This window comes from Actinomadura sediminis (assembly GCF_042675525.1).
GTDB classification, from domain to species: Bacteria; Actinomycetota; Actinomycetes; order Streptosporangiales; family Streptosporangiaceae; genus Spirillospora; species Spirillospora sediminis.
This window is the reverse complement of record NZ_JBHTJA010000029.1, coordinates 38,691-54,765: the sequence shown is the minus strand read 5'-3', so window position 1 is coordinate 54,765 and position 16,075 is coordinate 38,691. Positions and strand designations below refer to the sequence as shown.

16 protein-coding genes are annotated in these 16,075 nt (G+C 74.2%); 6 read left to right on the top strand and 10 right to left on the bottom strand.

What is annotated here, in order from left to right; all coding sequences use genetic code 11:
- The first annotated feature begins 6 nt into the window (after positions 1-6).
- Positions 7-630, top strand: a complete 624-nt coding sequence (gene thpR, locus ACFQ11_RS16700) for an RNA 2',3'-cyclic phosphodiesterase (protein ID WP_378299439.1) — start codon at positions 7-9, stop codon at positions 628-630.
- On the opposite strand, the gene ACFQ11_RS16695 is transcribed toward thpR, so the two are convergent.
- The 6 genes from ACFQ11_RS16695 to ACFQ11_RS16670 form a co-directional block, all read right to left on the bottom strand.
- Positions 567-2,696 carry a hypothetical protein gene (locus tag ACFQ11_RS16695; protein ID WP_378299437.1) on the bottom strand — a complete coding sequence of 710 codons (2,130 nt, stop codon included), beginning with the start codon at positions 2,694-2,696 and terminating at the stop codon, positions 567-569. The genes thpR and ACFQ11_RS16695 overlap by 64 nt on opposite strands.
- Positions 2,697-2,937: 241 nt before the next feature.
- Positions 2,938-4,023, bottom strand: a complete 1,086-nt coding sequence (locus ACFQ11_RS16690) for a lactonase family protein (RefSeq protein WP_378299435.1) — start codon at positions 4,021-4,023, stop codon at positions 2,938-2,940.
- Between the two features lie 98 nt (positions 4,024-4,121).
- The gene (locus ACFQ11_RS16685) at positions 4,122-4,268 is read right to left on the bottom strand and encodes a hypothetical protein (RefSeq protein ID WP_378299433.1); all 147 of its coding nucleotides are present in this window, start codon (positions 4,266-4,268) and stop codon (positions 4,122-4,124) included.
- 59 nt (positions 4,269-4,327) lie between these two features.
- Entirely contained in the window at positions 4,328-5,464 is a 1,137-nt protein-coding gene (gene serC / locus ACFQ11_RS16680; protein WP_378299431.1) for a phosphoserine transaminase, read from the bottom strand.
- 10 nt (positions 5,465-5,474) lie between these two features.
- A complete protein-coding gene (locus ACFQ11_RS16675; protein WP_378299429.1) occupies positions 5,475-5,867 on the bottom strand; it encodes a hypothetical protein in 393 nt (130 codons plus the stop codon).
- A gap of 391 nt (positions 5,868-6,258) precedes the next feature.
- Positions 6,259-7,368 (bottom strand): citrate synthase 2, encoded by a 1,110-nt coding sequence (locus ACFQ11_RS16670; RefSeq protein WP_378299427.1) that lies wholly within the window; start codon positions 7,366-7,368, stop codon positions 6,259-6,261.
- Positions 7,369-7,462: 94 nt separating this feature from the next.
- Here ACFQ11_RS16670 and pdxH point away from each other — a divergent pair, with 94 nt between their 5' ends.
- Both pdxH and ACFQ11_RS16660 read left to right on the top strand, forming a co-directional pair.
- The gene (pdxH, locus tag ACFQ11_RS16665) at positions 7,463-8,212 is read left to right on the top strand and encodes a pyridoxamine 5'-phosphate oxidase (protein WP_378299425.1); all 750 of its coding nucleotides are present in this window, start codon (positions 7,463-7,465) and stop codon (positions 8,210-8,212) included.
- 84 nt (positions 8,213-8,296) lie between these two features.
- Positions 8,297-9,655: an MFS transporter gene (locus tag ACFQ11_RS16660; RefSeq protein ID WP_378299423.1), complete on the top strand. Its 1,359-nt coding sequence runs from the start codon at positions 8,297-8,299 to the stop codon at positions 9,653-9,655.
- 48 nt (positions 9,656-9,703) lie between these two features.
- Here ACFQ11_RS16660 and ACFQ11_RS16655 read toward each other — a convergent pair whose 3' ends face one another.
- Positions 9,704-10,405 (bottom strand): UdgX family uracil-DNA binding protein, encoded by a 702-nt coding sequence (locus ACFQ11_RS16655; protein WP_378299421.1) that lies wholly within the window; start codon positions 10,403-10,405, stop codon positions 9,704-9,706.
- A 98-nt stretch (positions 10,406-10,503) separates the two neighbouring features.
- On the opposite strand from ACFQ11_RS16655, the gene ACFQ11_RS16650 reads away from it, so the two are divergent.
- Entirely contained in the window at positions 10,504-11,205 is a 702-nt protein-coding gene (locus ACFQ11_RS16650; protein ID WP_378299419.1) for a metal-dependent transcriptional regulator, read from the top strand.
- Between the two features lie 201 nt (positions 11,206-11,406).
- A complete protein-coding gene (locus ACFQ11_RS16645) occupies positions 11,407-13,677 on the top strand; it encodes an ATP-binding SpoIIE family protein phosphatase (RefSeq protein WP_378299416.1) in 2,271 nt (756 codons plus the stop codon).
- A 231-nt stretch (positions 13,678-13,908) separates the two neighbouring features.
- On the opposite strand, the gene ACFQ11_RS16640 is transcribed toward ACFQ11_RS16645, so the two are convergent.
- The 3 genes from ACFQ11_RS16640 to ACFQ11_RS16630 form a co-directional block, all read right to left on the bottom strand.
- A complete protein-coding gene (locus ACFQ11_RS16640; protein WP_378299414.1) occupies positions 13,909-14,448 on the bottom strand; it encodes a hypothetical protein in 540 nt (179 codons plus the stop codon).
- 63 nt (positions 14,449-14,511) lie between these two features.
- Positions 14,512-15,261, bottom strand: a complete 750-nt coding sequence (locus ACFQ11_RS16635) for a class I SAM-dependent methyltransferase (RefSeq protein WP_378299412.1) — start codon at positions 15,259-15,261, stop codon at positions 14,512-14,514.
- A 153-nt stretch (positions 15,262-15,414) separates the two neighbouring features.
- Positions 15,415-15,576 (bottom strand): hypothetical protein, encoded by a 162-nt coding sequence (locus ACFQ11_RS16630; RefSeq protein ID WP_378299410.1) that lies wholly within the window; start codon positions 15,574-15,576, stop codon positions 15,415-15,417.
- 100 nt (positions 15,577-15,676) lie between these two features.
- Here ACFQ11_RS16630 and ACFQ11_RS16625 point away from each other — a divergent pair, with 100 nt between their 5' ends.
- A complete protein-coding gene (locus tag ACFQ11_RS16625; RefSeq protein ID WP_378299408.1) occupies positions 15,677-16,075 on the top strand; it encodes a hypothetical protein in 399 nt (132 codons plus the stop codon).

Here is a 16,075-nt window from a genome sequence, read left to right as displayed (position 1 = left end):
GTGCTCATGAGGCTCTTCGTGGCCCTCGTACCGCCGCCGGACATCCTGGACGAACTCGAGGAGGCCGTCCGGCCGCACCGCGACGACGTCCCCGAACTGAGATGGACGCGGCGCGAGCTGATTCATGTCACGCTCACGTTCCTCGGCGAGTTCGACGACCGGCGGCTCGAGCGGCTCCTGCCCCGTTTGGAACGTGCCGTGCAGCGGCACGAGCGGATGACGCTGTCGCTGGCGGGCGCGGGCGCGTTCCCCGGCAACGGCGCGCACGCCCGCGTCCTGTGGACGGGCCTGTTCGGCGACCGGCGCGCCCTCGCGCGGCTCGCGGCGTCCACCACGGCGGCGGGACGGCGCGCCGGGATGCCGCCCGACAAGCACCGCGGGTTCCGCCCCCACCTGACGCTCGCCCGGTCGCGGCGGCCCGTGGACGTCCGCCCGCTGGTGGAGTCGCTGTCGGCGTTCGCCGGGTCGCCGTGGACGGCCGACTCGGTGCGGCTCATGCGCAGCCGCCTGCCCGGCAAGGAGCACCCGGAGCTGACCTACGAGCCGCTGAAGACGTGGTCGCTGCGTCAGAGCTCCGGCGGCGGCGGGGCGGGACGGTCCGCGTCCGGCGGCCCCCACGGGACGCCGTAGCGCTCGCAGGCGCGGCGCAGCTCCGTCAGGTCGGGCGGGAACGCCACCTGCCGCAGCACCCGCCCGGACGGCCCCCACGCGACCAGCCGCGGCATCCGCGCCGACGACTCGTCCACGCCGACGCCGCCGATCCGGTCGCGGGCCAGCTCCCACTCCACGCGCCCGCGCCGGGTGACGGCCGCCAGGCCCGCCGCCGACACCCGCAGCTGCGACCGGTTCCGGTCGTAGAGCCAGTTGCCGACGAGCCCGACCAGCACCCCGGCGGGCACCGCCCAGCTCGCCACCAGGCTGAACCCGCCCAGCTCCGGGCCGATCCACACCGCGCCGAGCAGCGCCACCGCCTCGCACAGCGCGACGCTCATCGCGTACGTGCCGACGCGGGACCGGCGCGTCGCGTCGAGCGTCGTGCCGGGCGCGGCGGCCGGGCCGGGCGGGGCGTCCAGGCCGAGCGCGAGCGCGGGGACGGCCGGAACGTCCGCGGGGTCGGCGTCGGCGCGCTCGGACGGGCGCGCGTCCGGCCCGCCCTCCCGTGCGGCGCCCGGCGCCAGCGACGCGGGAGCCGGCTCGGCGTCCGGACCGGGGTCGGCGAGCGTCGACACGGCGGAGTGGAACGCGGCGCTCAGGTAGGCGTCGTACTCGGCGTCGTTGACCGGCAGGCCCTCCCGGCGCGCCGACTCGCGCAGGTCCGTCCGGGAGATCCGCAGCGCCGACAGCGGCGCGGCGAGCAGCTCGTCGCCGTCCGCGTCGTGCAGCCGCACCCACGCGTGCCCGGCGATCGTCAGCAGCTCGATCACCCCGAGGTGCTCGCCCGGCACCTGCATGACGACGTCCCCGGCGGCGTCCGCCCAGCCCAGCCCGCCGTCCGCGACGACGAGCCGGCCGCCGGGCACCCACGGGAAGACGTCCGGCACCCGGTCCAGGCCGTAGTGCGGGCGGCGCGGCGGGCGCGCCCCCGGCGTGATCACCCGGTAGCCGCGGTCGTCGAGGGCGTGCGCGAGCTGGAACCCGTCCAGCCCGTCGGCGGGCAGCCGCGCCAGCAGCTCCAGCCGGTGCCCGAACGCGAGCGCGGCCAGCTCGGCGCGCTGCGGCTCCCCGGACAGCGGATCCGCCCGCAGGCCCGGCCCGAGGACGATCGCGGCGATCTCCGCGGCCGGGACCTCCAGCGGCCCGCGCCCGCCCGGACGGGCCCGCACGAGCAGCCGCTCGGCCGAGATCGTCCACCGGACCTGCGCGGCCCACGCCAGCCGCCGGCGGGCCGCCAGCACCCCGCCGATCGCGGCGACCGCCCAGCAGGCCGCGGCGAGCCGCGCACCGAACGCGGCCGTCCCCTCCACCGCGATCCGGGCGATCATCACCGCGCCCAGCACCCCGGTCAGCGCGCCCAGCGCCGTGATCCGGCGGCGGCTCGGCAGCGGCGCGGGGGTGTCCAGCCGCACCTCGCCGGCGTGCCGGGGCAGGTGCTCGCCGGGCTCGTGCGCGGCGGCCAGCAGCGCCGCCTCCTGGTCCAGCAGCCGCTTCTCCGCGGCGTGGTCGCGCGGCAGCGCCCCGACGCTCGCGGGCCCGTCGTCCAGCCCGGGAACGCGCAGCGCCTCCTCGACGGCCGGGTCGAGCAGGTCGCCCGCCTCCCCGTCCAGCAGGTGCAGCGGGATGCCGAGCCGCCGCGCCGTGACGAACAGCGCGATCGTCTCCAGGCCCAGCGAGACGGTCGGGCCCACCGCCGTCCGCCCGAACCGGTGGAAGACGGTCAGCACGCCGTCGCCGGTGGTGACGGCCAGCGCGTCGATGCGGTCGCGCTCGTAGCGGGTGAGGGTGAGGCCGCCGGGGCCGATGCGCTCCAGGCCGTCCGCCGACAGCCGCCAGTACGGGCGCGGACGCCGCCGCCGCGCCTCCGGCAGCGCCCCCAGCAGCCACGGGACGGCGCCCACGACGACGATCAGGGCCGCCCACAGCCACACCGGGCGGATCGGCAGCAGCGCCAGCGCCGCGGCCGCGACGGTGAACGGCACGGCGGCCACCGGACGCCACCGGCCGCCGGGGCCCGCCAGACCCACCAGCTCATGCTCCACAGCGCTCACGCTCCACCGCGCTCACAGTCCACCGCGCTCACAGGTCCACCCTCACCGCGTCCACAGCGCACCGGCCCGCTTCAACGGGCCGCTTCCACAGGCCCGCTTCCACGGGCCGCGTCCGCGGACCCGCTTCCACAGGGCGCATCCTCACACGTGCCGCCACGGGATCGTGGCCTCCTTCCGCGATCCGATCCCCCCGCCGGAACGAACATGCCGCGCGCGGGACAGGTCCGGCCGGTCACGTGCGTCCCCTCCGGCTCCGCCACCACCCGTACCCCAGCGTTCCCGCGATCGCGAGGGCGAGGAACAGGCCCAACCGGGGGCCGGACGCGTCGCGCCGCCCGTCCTCGTCCGCGACCTTCTCGGCGCCTTGCCCTTCTTGCTGTGTATTGCCCGATCCGTCGTCCGGTGTGCGCTCCGGGGCGGGGAGGGCCTCCTCCGGCAGCGGCACCCGGTGCACCGGCTGGTCCGCGCCCTCCGACGACACCAGCACGCTCCGGCCGTCCGCCGTGTACGTGATCGCCTCGCCCTGCTCCTGCCGGGGGATCGGCACCGACCCGATCCGCTCGCCCGGACGGCCGTCCGCCCCGACCTCGTACACGGTCGCGCCGAAGTACGTGCGGATCACGCACGTCCGGCCGTCCGGGGAGAACGCCGCACCGGTCGCGATCGCGGGCGCGTCCGCGACCTTCCGCAGCGTGTTGTAGCCGGACGTGCGCAGGTTCGCGGGGGCCTCGTACACCTTGCCGCCGAACAGCTTGCTGACGACGTACACCCGGTTCGTCCTCGGGTTGATCATCATCGCCTCGGCGTTGCGCGGGCCGTCCTCGTAGCGGAGCCTGAACTCGGTCGCGGTCAGCGTCCGGCTGCGCAGGGTCCGCGGCTCGGGCACCCGGTAGAGCGTCACGTGCGGCCAGGCGCCGCCGAGGTTGTCGCCGATGTCCGCCACGAAGATCGCCGGACGGCCCCGCTCGTCCTCGCCGACCGCCATGGCCTCCCAGTCGCGGGCCCGCGCGCCGCCGATCGTGAGGACGGCCCGGGTCCGCCCGTCCGGGCCGAGCGCGAAGATCTGCGGGACGCCGCCGGAGTCGTTGTGCGTGTAGACCACGCCGTCGTGCCGGGCGCTGACCGCCAGCCCGCTGGACTCGGTGATGCGCGGATCGCCGATCCGGAATGCGACCTCGTCCTCGTCGGCGGCCGCCGCCGGGGCGAACACCGCGCCGCCGATGACGGCGCCCGCCGCGACGAGCGACGCGCGGCGCCGGAGGCGCGGCGGACGGGACGGGCGGGCCGGGCGGGCCGGACGAAACGGGTGCGGTGGCATGTCTCGATCATCCCTGTTCCGCACGGGACCCGCGCCGCGCGCCCGCGGCCCGCCGGGGGCCGTCGCGGGGTCCGATCCGGGGGACCGGCTCGGGCCGCTCAATTCAGCAGCGCACCGATGACCACGGCCAGGACGAGCGCGGTCAGCACGGTGGGGAGCAGCCATTGGGGCGCGCGGTTCACGCGTCCGAGCTTATTCGGCCGGGCGCCCGCCTCGAACCGGCCGCCGATAGATCTGCGTCTCATCCGCCCCGCCGCCCGTCCGGGACGGGCGGCGGGGGCGGGACCCGGGCGGGCCGGGGCGGCTAGAGCCGCTCGACGACGAAGTCGATGCAGGCCGTCAGCGCCTCGACGTCCGCCGGGTCGATCGCCGGGAACATGCCGATGCGCAGCTGGTTGCGGCCGAGCTTGCGGTACGGCTCGGTGTCGACGATCCCGTTCGCCCGCAGGACCTTCGCGACGGCCGCGGCGTCCACGGCGTCGTCGAAGTCGATCGTCCCGACGACGCGCGACCGCTGCGCCGGGTCGATCACGAACGGCGTCGTGTAGGACGTCTTCTCCGCCCACGTGTACAGCCGCTGCGACGAGTCGGCCGTGCGGGACGTCGTCCACTCCAGGCCGCCGTTCTCGTTCATCCACTCGATCTGCTCGGCGAACAGCAGCAGCGTGGCGACGGCCGGGGTGTTGTACGTCTGGTCCTTGGCGGAGTTGTCCACGACCGTCTTCAGGTTGAAGAACTCGGGGACGTACCGGTCGGACTGGGCGATCTCCTCGATCCGGGCCAGCGCCGCCGGGGAGGCCAGGCCGACCCACAGTCCGCCGTCGGACGCGAAGGACTTCTGCGGCGCGAAGTAGTACACGTCGGTCTCGGCGACGTCCACCGGCAGGCCGCCCGCGCCCGACGTCGCGTCCACGAGCACCAGCGCCTCGGAGGCCGTGGTGCCCGCCGGGCGGCGGATCGGCATCGCGACGCCCGTGGACGTCTCGTTGTGGGTGAGCGCGTAGACGTCCACGCCCTCCTCGGCGGCGGGCTCGGGGTGCGAGCCCGGCTGCGCGGAGATGACCGTGGGCTCGCCCAGCCAAGGCGCGCCCGTGGTGACCTTCGCGAACTTGCTGGAGAACTCCCCGAACGTCAGGTGCTGCGACCGCTGCCGGACGAGGCCGAACGCGGCGGCGTCCCAGAACGCGGTCGTGCCGCCGTTGCTGAGCAGCACCTCGTATCCGTCGGGGAGGGAGAACAGCTGCGCCAGGCCCTCGCGGACCCGGCCGACCAGCGACTTCACCGGCTTCTGCCGGTGCGAGGTCCCCAGGTAGGTCGAGCCGGACCCGGCGAGCGCCGCGAGCTGCTCGGGACGGACCTTGGACGGGCCGCACCCGAACCGGCCGTCGGACGGCTTGATGTCGGCGGGAATGTCAATGGCTGGATTCGCGCTGTCGCTCACCCGCAGAAGGCTACTTCACCTGCATGGGCCCGCGCCGGAGGACCCTCGCGATGACGACGACGAACGCGATCCCGCACACCGCGGCGAGCACGCCCGGCGGGAACAGCCAGTCGTCGCCGCGCGCGTGCGCCTGCACCGCCGTCCGTCCCGAGTCGAACGTCATGAACGCCAGCAGGGCGGCGACCAGCATCGAGGCGATCCGGCCGGACGCGGCGTCCACGCGGCGCCGCCGCTCCTCCCGTTCGGCCTCGTACCGGCGCAGCGCCGCCCGCCGCTCCTTGGGCGAGCCGAAGTCGTAGGACGCGCCGAGACCCGTGGTCGCGGTGCCCGGCCCCCCGGGCGCCGCGGGTCCGATGTCGCCTTCGAGCGGCTCGTCCTGGTGAAGCGGTCGCTTGTCCGTCACGTGCACATGATGCCAAGCGCACGCGGTTCCCGACAGTTGGCCGCACCTGGAAAGTTCGATCGCCCGCCGGTCCGCGCCCGTCCAATGATGCGGGAGGGCGACGGGCCGTGACGAAGGAGCGGCCGCCGCCGGCCGCGTGCGCGGCGTGGAGGCCGCGCCGGATCGGCGCACAACCCCCCGCGGGGCTCTTGCTCGGGCTACGATCTGCTCGCCGGGAACCGTCCCGGACCGGACGGCGTGACCGAGGTCCCGCGGGGCCGCGGGAAGCCCGTCGCGAAGGGGCAGGGAGGGCACGGTGCCCGCCGGTGGCGGACAGGCAGGGCCCGGGAACGGGCAAGGCCCCCGGCGGACCGGGGGCCTCAGCGCGTGTGCGGGGGTGCGATCGGCCGTGTCAGCCGTTGCGCTTGAGGACCTCCGCTGCGCCCGCCACCGACTCGATCGAGCGGGTGCCGGGACCGACGTACTTCGCGCTCGGCCGGACGAGACGGCCGGTGCGCTTCTGCTCGAGGATGTGCGCCGCCCAGCCGGCGGTGCGGCCGCACGTGAACATGGCGGGCATCATCGCCGTCGGGACCTCGGCGAAGTCCAGGATGACCGCGGCCCAGAACTCGACGTTCGTCTCGATCGGGCGGTCCGGGCGGCGCTCGCGCAGCTCGGCGAGGGCCGCGTCCTCCAGCGCCTTCGCGGCCTCGAAGCGGGGGGCGTCCAGTTCCCTGGCGGTGCGCCGCAGCACGCGGGCCCGCGGGTCCTCGGCGCGGTAGACGCGGTGGCCGAAGCCCATCAGCCGCTCGCCGGAGTCGAGGATGTCGGTGACGACCTTGCGGGCGTCGCCGAGCTGCTCGACCTTCTCGATCATCGGCAGGACGCGGGCGGGGGCGCCGCCGTGCAGCGGGCCGGACATCGCGCCGATCGCGCCGGAGATGCTCGCCGCGACGTCCGCGCCGGTGGAGGCGATGACGCGGGCGGTGAACGTCGAGGCGTTCATGCCGTGCTCGGCGGCCGAGACCCAGTAGGCGTCGATGGCGGCGACGTGCTTGGGGTCGGGCTCGCCGCGCCAGCGGACCATGAACCGCTCGGTGATCGTCTCGGCCTCGTCGATCCGCGCCTGCGGGACCATCGGGACGCCGACGCCGCGCGCGGACTGCGCCACGAACGACAGGGCCGTCACCGACACGCGGGCGAGGTCGGCGCGGGCCTCCTCGTCGGAGATGTCGAGCAGCGGGCGCATCCCGTACGCGGGGGCGAGGGTCGGGAGCGCGCTCTGCACGTCGACGCGGACGTCGCCGGACGTGACCGGCAGGAGGTGGGGGTCGGCGGGCGCCAGGCCCGGGTCGAAGCTGTCGTCGACCAGCAGGCCCCAGGCGTCGCCGAAGGAGACGCGGCCGACGAGATCCTCGATGTCCACGCCCCGGTACCGGAGGGCGCCGCCCTCCTTGTCCGGTTCGGCGATCTCCGTCTCGAAGGCAACGACCCCCTCGAGACCAGGTTTGAAGTCGGACATGTCCGTCCTGCCTTTCGTCCCCAGAGCTGATAAGGCGGTGCCGTGCCATTGAACCCTGTCCGCCTTACTGACCAGTACCCAGGGGGCATGTGAGATGCACAAACCCCTGGTGGGAGGCTCGGACGCTGTGGATCCCGCAACGCCCGACCCCGCACGGCTCCGCAGATCCTACGAGGGAGGCGATTTGTCCGAGTCGGCGCTCCCCGCCGATCCGCTCGCGCTGTTCGCCGCCTGGTTCGCCGAAGTGCACGACTCCGGGCTGCCCGAACCGAACGCGATGGTGCTCGCCACGGCGTCCGCCGACGCGGTGCCGAGCGCCCGCACCGTCCTGCTCAAGGGATACGGGCCCCACGGCTTCCGGTTCTTCACGAACCTGACCTCCGACAAGGCCCGCGACCTCGCCGGGAACCCGCGCGGCGCGCTCGTCTTCCCCTGGCACGCCCTGCACCGCCAGGTCCGCGTCACGGGCCCGGTCGTCCCGCTGACGCGCGAGGAGTCGGGCGCCTACTTCCGGACGCGCCCCTACGGTTCGCGCATCGGCGCGTGGGCGAGCGAGCACCAGTCCGGCGTCATCGACGGGCGCGACGAACTCGAGCGCCGGTTCGCCGACCTGGCCGCCCGGTGGCCGGAACCGGACGCCGCCTCCGCCGCGGACGACTCCGACGCCGTCCCGCTCCCCGACTTCTGGGGCGGGTACCGGCTCGTCCCCTCCGCGATCGAGTTCTGGCAGGGGCGGCGCGACCGCCTCCACGACCGGATCAAGTACCGCCGCGACCTCTCTCCACAGGCTGTGGACGATCCGGGCGCCGCCGGCCCCTGGACGATCGTGAGGCTGTCCCCGTGACCGCGCCGCGCCCGCGGGCTGCGGACCCGTCCGGGCGGGAAGCCCGGCACCGGACCGGTGCGACGGGCAGGGCATCCTGTCCCCGTGACATCGGAACAGCAGCCAACCCCCGCCGACACTCCTGACACCCCCGAGGAACCCGAGGAACCCGAACCATCCGGCGCCGCTCCGGGCAAGGGACGTCCGCCCGGACGGCGCCGCGGCGCGCTGCGGCGCATCGCGATCGACACGCGGCCGCTCAACCACCCCGCCTACCGGCGGCTGTGGCTCGGGCAGGGCGTGTCGTTCATCGGCTTCCAGGTGACCTCCGTGGCCGTCCCGGTCCAGGTGTACGACATGACCGGATCGTCGTTCTGGGTGGGCGCGCTCGGGTTCGTCAACCTCGTGCCGCTGATCGTGTTCGGGCTGTGGGGCGGCGCCGTCGCCGACCACATGGACCGCCGGAAGCTGCTGTTCGTCTCGTCCTGCGTGATGTGGGGCGCGACGCTGCTGCTGCTCCTGCAGGCGCTGCTCGGGCTGGACAGCCTCTGGCTGATCATGGCGGTGGTCGCCGTGCAGGCCATGGGCTTCGCCGTGGCGTCGCCGACCCGCAGCGCGATCATCCCCCGGCTCATCGACGAGCCGCTCATCCCGGCCGCCAACACCCTGAACTTCACCGTGATGATGGGGGCCGGGTTCGCCGGGCCGCTGCTCGCCGGGGTGCTGCTGGCGACCTGGAACTACGCGGCGGCGTACGCGCTGGACGCCGTGCTGTTCACGCTCGTCCTGTACGCGGCGCTGCGGCTGCCCGCCATCCCCCCGCTCGGCGACGTCACCGGCGCCCCCGGGCTCCGGTCGGTGATCGACGGGCTGCGCTTCCTCGCCACGCAGCCGGTGCTGCTGATGTCGTTCGTCGTCGACATCATCGCGATGGGCATCGCGATGCCGCGCGCGCTGTTCCCCGAGGTCGCCGACGCGCGGTTCGGCGGGGAGGGCGCGGTCGGCTGGCTGTTCGCCGCGATCGCGCTCGGCGCCGTCGCGGGCGGGCTGTTCTCCGGCTGGGTCGGACGGGTGCGGCGGCAGGGCGTCGCGCTCGTCGCGGCGATCGCGGTCTGGGGCCTCGCGGTCGCCGCGGCCGGGCTCGCGCACTCGCTGTGGCTGGCGGTCGTGCTGCTCGCGCTCGGCGGCTTCGCGGACCTGATCTCGTCGGTGTTCCGGCAGACGATCCTGCAGACCTACGCCCCGGACCACATGCGCGGGCGGTTGCAGGGCGTGTTCACGGTGGTGGTCGCGGGCGGCCCCCGGCTCGGGGACGTGCGGGCCGGAGCGGTCGCGAGCGTCGCGGGGGCGGGCGCGTCCTGGGTCGGCGGCGGGATCGCGTGCGCGATCCTGGTCGTCGTGGTGGGGCTCGCGGTCCCGGCGCTGCTGCGCTACGACGCCCGCACCACCGAGCCCGTCCGGTAGCCGGGCCGGGCCCGCCGGCCGAGCGCGCCCGCCGGCCGAGTGCGCCGGTCAGCCGAGCGCGCCGGCGACGATCCTGAGGTCGTCCAGGAGGCCCGCGTAGACGGCGTCGCGGTCCTCGGCGCGCAGGACGGCCGACGGGTGGATCGTCGCGAGGAGCCGCGTGTCCGCCTCGCCGGGCGGCTCGTCCCCGAGCTCCCTCGCGGCGGCGGGGGTGCCGATCGTCTCCAGGTCGGGCAGCGGCATGAGACGTCCCCGCTGCTTCGTGACGCGGAACGACGAGCCGAGGAGCGCCTTGCCCGCCGTGGCGCCCAGCGAGACGACGACGTCCGGTTCGAGGATCCGCAGCTCCGCCAGCAGCCAGGGGCGGCAGGCCCGCATCTCGCCCGCGTTCGGCGGCTGGTGGATCCGGCGCTTGCCGCCCGTCTGCTTGAACTTGAAGTGCTTCACGGCGTTGGTGACGTAGACGTCCCCGCGCTCGATCCCGGCCTCCTCGAGCGCCCGGTCGAGGACGCGTCCGGCCGGGCCGACGAACGGGGCGCCCCGCCGGTCCTCCTGATCGCCCGGCTGCTCCCCGACGAGGACGACGCGTCCGTTCGGCCCGCCCTCGCCGAACACCGTCTGGGTGGCGTCGCGGTAGAGGTCGCACCCCCGGCAGCCGGCCGCCGCGGCGCGGAGGGCGTGCAGGTCGGAGCGGTCCCGCGGGTCGTCCGGAAGGAACATTTCGGCGTCGCGGGAAGTTCTTGCGTTCATCTTGCGTTTCCCCGTACCCGCTCTCACGGGGTTATTCGCTCGCCCGCCGCCCAGGCCGTCGAGCAAGTAGACTCATTCCCATAAGACTGGAGGGAGCTGTGACCTCACACGGCCTGATCGATACCACGGAGATGTACCTCCGGACGGTGTTCGAACTCGAAGAAGAGGGGATCATTCCCCTCCGCGCGCGCATCGCCGAGCGGCTCTCCCAGAGCGGCCCGACGGTGAGCCAGACGGTCGCGCGCATGGAGCGGGACGGGCTCCTGCGGGTCGAGGGGGATCGGCACCTCGAACTGACCGACAGCGGCCGCGGCCTCGCCACCCGCGTGATGCGCAAGCACCGGCTCGCCGAGTGCCTGCTGGTCAACGTCATCGGCCTGCCCTGGGAAGACGTCCACATCGAGGCGTGCCGCTGGGAGCACGTCATGTCCGAGGACGTCGAACGCCGGCTCGTCGCGCTGCTGGACAACCCGACCACCTGCCCGCACGGCAACCCGATCCCCGGCCTGGACGAACTGGGCGGCGGGCGCGTCGCCGAGCAGTCCCCGCCGCTGTCGGTGATGACCGCCGTCGCCAGCCCGGCCGGCTCGGGCGCCGTCATCCAGCGCATCAGCGAGCAGGTGCAGGGCGACAGCGACCTGATGCTTAGACTCAAGCAGATCGGGATACAACCGGGACGAGAGGTGACTCTTCGGGCGACCGATGACGGGGTGCGGGTGACCTGTGACGACGAGGCCGACGGTCCTGAGACGGAACTGCCGCGCGACATCGCCGAGCACGTGTTCGTCAGCCGCGTCTGAGCGCCCCCGGGTGCCCCCGCCGCAGGTTTATACCGAAGATCTCCTTACCATCGCGCCTTTCGGGCGTATCCCGGCGGTCGTTTCGTCGTTCAATACGACGGGAGAGGTACGCGCGGCATCCGCGCCGCGACGCCCGGTGATCATCTCCGGGCGGCGGCGCGGCACGGGCGGGCGAGGAACGCAACTGATCGGGATGGGGAGATGAAGCGTTGGGGGGAAGCGCCCATCGAGGCGCACCTGCCGCCCGAGACCGTCCTCAACCAGATGGAGATGGCGGTCATCGTCTGCGACCGGTTCTCCAACGTCATCTACGGGAACGCGTTCGCGCGCCAGCTCTTCGGCTTCGGCGGCGACGAGATCATCGGGCATTCGGTGCTGTCCCTCGGCATCGCCGAGGAAGACCACGAGCAGGCCACCGAACTGGCCAAGCACGTCCTCAAGGGCGGCGTGTGGGAGGGCACCTTCTGCAACCTGCGGGCCGACGGCACCACCGTCTACACCCGCGCCCACGCCGTCCCGCTGCGCCACCCGTCCGGCGCCGTGGACGGCGTCGTCATCTTCGCCCGCGAGGCGCTGCGCTCCAACCAGCGCGAGCAGGACCGCTACGGCCTCCTCGAACGCATCGGCGAGCGGCTCGCCGGGTCCCTCGAACTCGAGACGACCCTGCGCCGCGTCGCCGACACGCTCGTCCCGCAGTTCGCCGACCACTGCTTCATCGACCTGTACAGCGGCGACCGCCTCTACCGGCGGGTGTCCCGGCACGCCGGCGGCTGGGAGCCGCCCCCCGGCACGTGGGCCGAGGTCGGCGAGCCCGTCTCCTACCCCCCGGGCCACTTCAGCGCCAAGGCGATGAGCCGCCGCGACGCCGTCCTCGTCGAGGACATGATCCAGCACCGGTTCGCCGCGCCGTCCGAGTCGTCCAAGCGGCTCGGCGACGCGATGGGCATAACCTCCGTGATCTCCGCGCCGCTGCTCGTCCGCGGCGAGCTGCTCGGCGTGATGAGCCTCGCGCTGTCGAACCTGTCGAAGCGTCCCGACCCGCACTACGACGGCTTCGACCGCGACCTGCTCGGCGCCATCGCCGGACGCGTCGCCCTCGCCGTCGACAACGCGATGCTGTTCGAAGAGGAACGCGAGACCGCCCTCGCGTTCCAGAAGCACCTCCTCCCCGGCGACCGCCCCCCGCACCTCGACGGCCTGCAGGTCGCGTGGCGGTACGAGCCCGCCCGCCCGATCGAGGCCCACGGGCACGGCATCCAGACGCAGGTCGGCGGCGACTGGTACGACGTCATCCCGCTGTCCGCCGGACGCGTCGGCCTCGTCATCGGCGACGTCGAGGGCCGCGGCGCCCGCGCCGCCGCCGTCATGGGGCAGCTCCGCGCCGCGCTGCGCGCCTTCGCCCAGGACGACAAGCCGCCCGCCGACATCCTGCGCAAGCTCGACGAGTGGGTCCGCACCATGACCCGTCCCGAACGCATGCGCTCCGGCTGGAACAGCGACGACTCGGTCCGCCCGCCCCTCGTCTCCTGCACCTACTTCGTGTACGACGCCTGGTCGCGCGTCCTGGAGTTCGCCAACGCCGGGCACGACCCGCCACTGCTCATCGTGGACGGCCAGGTCAGCGAGCTGAACTTCGAGAGCGAGGGCGGCATGCTCGGCCTGCGCGCCCCCGGCATGGGCGGCGAGATCCTCTTCAACGAGGAGACCACCGAGCTCAAGCCCGGCTCCACGCTCGTCCTGTACACCGACGGGCTCATCGACCGGCGCCCCAAGGACGACGGCGAGTACTTCACCCGCGAGGAATGCCGCGCCCGCGTCCGCGCCGCCGTCGCCGACGTCGCCCGCGGCGGCGTCGAGACCATCGCGAACGCCGCCTACGACGCCGTCCCCGGCGACATCGACGACGACGTCGCCATCGTCGTCATCCGCACCGCCCCCGACGAGCTCGGCGTCGTCGAACGCACCTTCCCCGCCGAGCCGATCATGGTGTCCGAGGCCCGCCGCATGGCCGCCGACGCGTTCGCGTCCTGGGGCATGCACGACGAGCAGGCCGAACTCGCGTGCCTCCTCGTCTCCGAGGTCGTCACGAACGTCGTCCTGCACGCCACGACGACGCCCACGCCCCGCCGCGAGCCCGCGATCCCCGTTCCCATCGGCGGCGAGCCGCTCGGCGCGCCCGTCCAGTTCGACACCGACATGGTCGACGCGTTCGACGAGGACGACTGGAACCTCGGCGCCGAGCTCGGCCGCCGCGAACCCCCCACCAAGGAGTTCCGCCTCCGCCTGCGCCGCGGCGCCGAGGCCGTCTGGGTCGAGGTCTTCGACACCGACATGCGCCTCCCGCGCATCCGCAGCGCCGGCGAAACCGACGAGGGCGGCCGCGGCCTCTACCTCGTCGACCAGCTCGCCACCCGCTGGGGCGCCCGCCCCACCAGCGACGGCAAAGCCGTCTGGTTCGAGCTACGCCTGTAACCGCGCCCCGGCCCAGACCGCCGGACGGCCTCCTCTCAACGGACGCCGCGTGCGATCACCGCTGTGCCTCCTGCGCCGCCCTTTGTCTCCCGCCGGCGCTGATCGCTCCCGTGGCGGCGCCGCCGGGCGGTGGCGGGCCACCGTGCTCGTCCGCCCTTACCGGTAGGGGACGCGGACCCGGCGTCTTCGGTGGGTGCCTTGGACGGACGTGCTCGGCTGCGGAGAGCACCGTCAGAGGGGGCCGGCCAAGGGGTCGGAGGCTAGTTGCCAGAGGCGGGCGGCGACCGGGTGGCGCAGGGCGGGGTCGATGGCGCGTGCCAGTGCCGCCAGATGGTCGGGCGGGAGCAGAGTGCCTTGGCGGGTCGGGTCGCGGAGCCACATGCGGACGGGTGCGCCGCTCGCGGGTCGCACGACCAGTCGCGGTAGTGCGCCGCCGTACCACGTGGTCCATGCCGGCGAGGCGCTCTCCACGGTGACGGTGGACGCCGAGACGTCGTATCTCCGCCGGCCCGTGAGCACGCGGCGGACGAGCACGCGGCCGTCGAGCCAGTAGGCGTTGCGGTAGTGCTGGACGAGCATCAGCGCGATGAACGCGTCGAGGGCGAGGAGCGGGACGAGCAGGACGGCGCCGATGGTGTTGAGCTCCGAGGACGTGATGAACGTCCAGCAGAGCGCGCCCATCCCGAGGTTCACGATGGCGACCATCGGGAGCAGGCAGCCCAGCAAGGCGGCCCACGTCGACGTCGGGGGGCCGGTGCCCAGTCGGATCACGCGTTCTCCTTCGGCGGCGGGAGAAGGCAACCTGCCGGATGTGTCGGCCTTGCGGGGATCTTTCTAACAGAGCACGTGGGCCCAGGTTTGGGTGAACCACAGCTCGCCGCCGATGATGCGGGGTTTGGCGCCGGTGGCGGGGCCGCCGTCGACCTCGTCGAGGAGTTCCTCGCGGACGCGGTCGGCGGCGTCGGGGTCGGGGGCGTCGGCCAGCCAGGGCTCGGCGGGACGTTCGACGGTGAAGACGTCGAGGCGGCGGATGGTGGCGCCGGCGGCGGTGACCATGTCGGTGAGGCTTCCGATGGTGGGGATGCCCGGGTGGTCGGGGTCGCGGAGGCGTTCGATGCGGTCGCGGGACGTCCCGGCGAGGTTCCCGCGGACGAGGTCGGCGAGGACGAGCCGTCCGCCGGGGCGCCGGACGCGGAGGAGTTCGCGCAGGACGTCGTGGGGCGCGCCGGGCGCGTAGAGGGCGAACCGCGCGGTGACGAGGGTGAACGAGCCGTCCGGGTAGGGGAGGGCGGTCGCGTCGGCGCGGACGGTCTCGTGGACGGCTTCGTCGGCGCGGGGGCTCGGGGCGTCCGGGGCGGGGAGGGAGTCGCCGGGCATGCGGATCGGCCCGGTGCGGAACGCGCGGCCGTCGCGGGCGGCGTCCACGGCGGTGAGGCGGCGGACGCGGGGCGCGAGCACGGCGGGCAGCGGTCCGCGGCCCCGCGCGACGTCCAGGCAGACGTCGCCCGGCTGCGGATCCACGAAGTCCAGCAGCCGTTTGAGGTGCGGGGCGATCTCGGGGACGACGGTCGCCGGATGCGGCACTGCGGGTCTCCCTCGGTCCGGCCATGCCGCACGGGGTACCGGTCACGGCGCACGCCCGTGACCGGCGGTGCGGCCGGTTTCGTCAGGTATGACTCGCCGCCCGGCCGGTAAGTTCGGGCGCCGGGGAAATAATCTGCGCGGGGCCGCCGCGCGTCAGTCCGCGAGCTGGTTCCCGTAGAGGGTGAGGGCCACCAGGACGAACACGGTGATCACCGCGATCCGGGTGGGCATGGGCAGGCGCATCTTCACCGCCGCCCAGCGGATCGCGAACGAGACGAGCAGGGCAGTCACGACGAGGGCCAGGATGCCTTCCATGATCACCTTCCGGGGGAGGGCCGCCCCCTCAACGATAGAGGTGTAAGGAAGGGGTTACCCGCGGGTCGGTGCGGGGCGGCGGGCCGCTACTCTCCCGGTTGTGGCAGATGCGAACGAAGTTGACGAGCGGGACAAGATCGACGAGCTGATGGTGCAGGTGGCGCGGGGGCGGGTGGCGCTGGGCGTCGCCGCGTTCGCCGCACCGGCGCTGACCGTCCGGCTGATCGGGATGGGGCGGGGCGCGGACGGCGGCCGCGACGTCGTCACGCGGATGTTCGCCGCGCGGGAGATCGCCCTGGGGGCCGGTTACCTGCTGAGCGGGGAGGAGGGCCGGAAGCTGTGGGCGCGGCTCGGGCTCGGGGTGGACTCCCTCGATGTGGTGACGGGGCTGCGGGCCCGCAAGCGGGTGCCGCTGTGGGCGGCCGCGGGCGCGCTGGGCGTGGCCGGGAGCGCGGCGGCGCTGGGCGCGGCGAAGGTCGGGCGGGACGTGCTGCGGTGA